This is a genomic window from Oleiphilus sp. HI0066, from assembly GCF_001635725.1.
Genome location: NZ_LWFH01001036.1, coordinates 1 through 2,795, shown reverse-complemented (window position 1 = coordinate 2,795; position 2,795 = coordinate 1). Strand labels below are relative to the sequence as shown.

General features: G+C 45.3%; 2 protein-coding genes and 1 pseudogene. All 3 read right to left on the bottom strand.

The genetic code is table 11. From position 1 onward, the window contains the following. Positions 1 to 58 precede the first annotated feature (58 nt). Positions 59 to 2,182 carry a bifunctional (p)ppGpp synthetase/guanosine-3',5'-bis(diphosphate) 3'-pyrophosphohydrolase gene (locus A3738_RS12675; protein WP_068501392.1) on the bottom strand — a complete coding sequence of 708 codons (2,124 nt, stop codon included), beginning with the start codon at positions 2,180 to 2,182 and terminating at the stop codon, positions 59 to 61. A 131-nt stretch (positions 2,183 to 2,313) separates the two neighbouring features. Further along, entirely contained in the window at positions 2,314 to 2,526 is a 213-nt protein-coding gene (rpoZ, locus tag A3738_RS12670; RefSeq protein ID WP_068480249.1) for a DNA-directed RNA polymerase subunit omega, read from the bottom strand. A 79-nt stretch (positions 2,527 to 2,605) separates the two neighbouring features. Beyond that, a pseudogene (gmk, locus tag A3738_RS12665) lies at positions 2,606 to 2,795 on the bottom strand (guanylate kinase); the annotation flags it as partial.

Genomic DNA, 2,795 nt, shown 5'->3' with positions numbered 1-2,795 from the left:
GATTTGTTGCTCATATCTAAACCTTACCTATTGTTGCGCCAAATGTAAATGAGCGCCTTTAGTGATTGATAATTCTTTGAATGCGAATCACCGCTTTAATGTTACGTAGTCGGCGAATCACACGAGCAAGATGGCGTCGACCTTGAATGTAGATGACGGCCTCTATCGTGCTCATATGAGGGTTCTGCTCGCTGACACCAATGTGTTCGATATTTGCCTCGGCGCGAGTGATTGCAGATGCTAACTCGGCAATAATGCCGCGCTGTCTTTCGAGCTCAATACGCAATTCAACCGCAAATTCATCCGTAATATCCTTGACCCAAGATAGATAAAGTCGGTCTGGCGCTTTGCTAAGGCGCAGTGCTTTTTTGCACTGTTCTGCGTGAATGATAAGGCCCGCACCAGAATTTGAATCCGGTAGCCCGATGATAGGGTCGCCCGGAATTGGGTAGCAGCAGGAACTGAAGCTGACTTGCATGCCTTCTGTTCCTTTGATGATCAGTTTTTGTTTTGCAGGCTCTTCGGTTTCGCTACTTATTTGACTTGCATCTTCTGCAGCGAGCTGACGCGCAATGATATAAGGCATGCGCAATCCTTGGCCGACTAGAATCAGTAGCTCATCAAGTGAGTTTGCTTTGTTATGATCGAGCACGTTGACTAAGTGGGTTTCACTGATGTTTTCCCAGCTTAGGTTGATGCTGCTCATTGAGCGTTCAAGCAGGCTCTTACCAAGAGATAGATTTTCTTCGTGTTGCTTCAGCTTGATAAAGTGACGAATACTACTTTTTGCCTTGCCTGTGGTGACGATATTTAGCCATGCAGGGCTTGGTTTTGCGCCTGGAGCCGTAATAATTTCTATCGTTTGACCGCTCTGCAAAGGCTCGCTTAATGAGGCAAGTTGTTTGTTGATGCGACAGGCGACGCATGCATTTCCAATGTCAGTATGAATGGCATAAGCAAAGTCTATCGGTGTTGCGCCAGCTGGTAGTTCGAGAATTGCTCCTTTCGGTGTGAAGACATAGATCTCGTCTGGGAAGAGATCAATTTTAACGTGCTCGAAGAACTCCATTGAGTCGCCAGCATTTTCTCGAATCTCTTTCAGGCCACTCAACCAGCGATCTATACGGGCTTGGTTTGCAAGCGCCATACTGGAGTCGTCTTTGTATTGCCAGTGAGCCGCGATCCCGTAGTTGGCAAGGTCTTCCATCTCTTGGGTGCGAATTTGCACTTCGATGTTCACATGCATACCGAATAGCGTGGTATGCAGTGATTGATATCCGTTTACCTTAGGGACGGCAATATAGTCTTTGAAGCGGAAAGGTAGAGGTTTGTAGAGCGCATGTAAGGCACCGAGAATGCGATAACAATCGTCTTCAGATTCAGCAATAATTCGAAAAGCATATACATCCATAATTTCATGGAAAGAACGATGCTTATACTTCATCTTCTTATAGATGCTGAAAAGATGCTTCTCTCGACCGATAACCTCGCCAGTAAGATGTCGCGTTTTTAGCTGACTCTCGATTTTACCTTGGATATCTTCGATGATTTCGTTATGGCTTCCGCGAAGCTTTTTGACCGCTTTGCGAATGTATTTGGAGCGCATTGGGTAGAGCGCTTGGAATCCAAGATCTTCAAGCTCGGTTCTAATGCTGTTAATGCCTAAGCGATTTGCGATCGGTGCGTATATATCTAGCGTTTCTGTGGCGATCCGCCGTCGCTTTTCATGATGCAATGGACCGAGCGTCCGCATGTTATGAAGGCGATCTGCAAGTTTAACCAATATAACGCGAATATCTTTCGCCATCGCCAACGTCATTTTCTGGAAATTATTGGCTTGAGCTTCAGCTTTAGATTTGAATTCTATTTGTGTGAGTTTACTCACCCCGTCGACCAGTTCCGCAACGGCACTGCCAAACTCTTCGGCTAATTCGTCTTTGCTAGTTTCGGTGTCTTCTATGACGTCATGCAGCAATGCTGCCATGAGTGTTTCGTGATCAAGGTGAAGGTCTGCGAGAATATTGGCGACAGCAATAGGGTGAATAATGTACGGGTCGCCACTGCGTCTATATTGCCCTTCGTGCGCCTCTTTTGCGACGTAATAGGCGCGTTCAATCAGTCTTACCTTGTTGGTGTCTAGGTAGGACTCGGCTCTCTCGATTAAGCCATCAATATCGGGCACGCTTTCTCTGCTCACTTGTGCGGAATGAAGAAATAAAAAAAGCCGAACGGCTAAAGCTGTTCAGCTTTTTATAAGCTCACCCTAATGATATTTGAGCGAGCTGTTTTTTCAAGCGTATTATCGCAAAGAAGTTATTCTTCTTCGCTAAAATCAACATTACCTGCGTTGATATGGCCTTCAGCGATTTCACGAAGCGCTAATACTGTTGGCTTGTCGTTTTCAACAGGAACCATTGGCTCTTGCGCAGTGTTTGCAAGTTGACGAGCGCGCTTGGTCGCAACCATGACAAGTTCAAAACGGTTGTCTACATTTTCCAAACAATCTTCAACGGTCACTCGTGCCATTTAATTTCACCTCTAGAATTCGAATATAGAACTAAGCATAGCTCAAAAAAGAACCGCGCATTCTATGTTAGTTGTACGCTTAAGACAATAGATCGTTGAGTATCTCTTGATGACGTTGTTTTTGATCTACTAACAATAATCTTTGAGCGGTAAATATAGCGCCTAATTCAGCCAGCGCTTGGTCGACGTTTTCGTTTACAACAAGGTAGTCGAACTCTTCGTAATGACTACACTCTGAAGCGGCTTCTTGCATACGTAGCTCAATGACT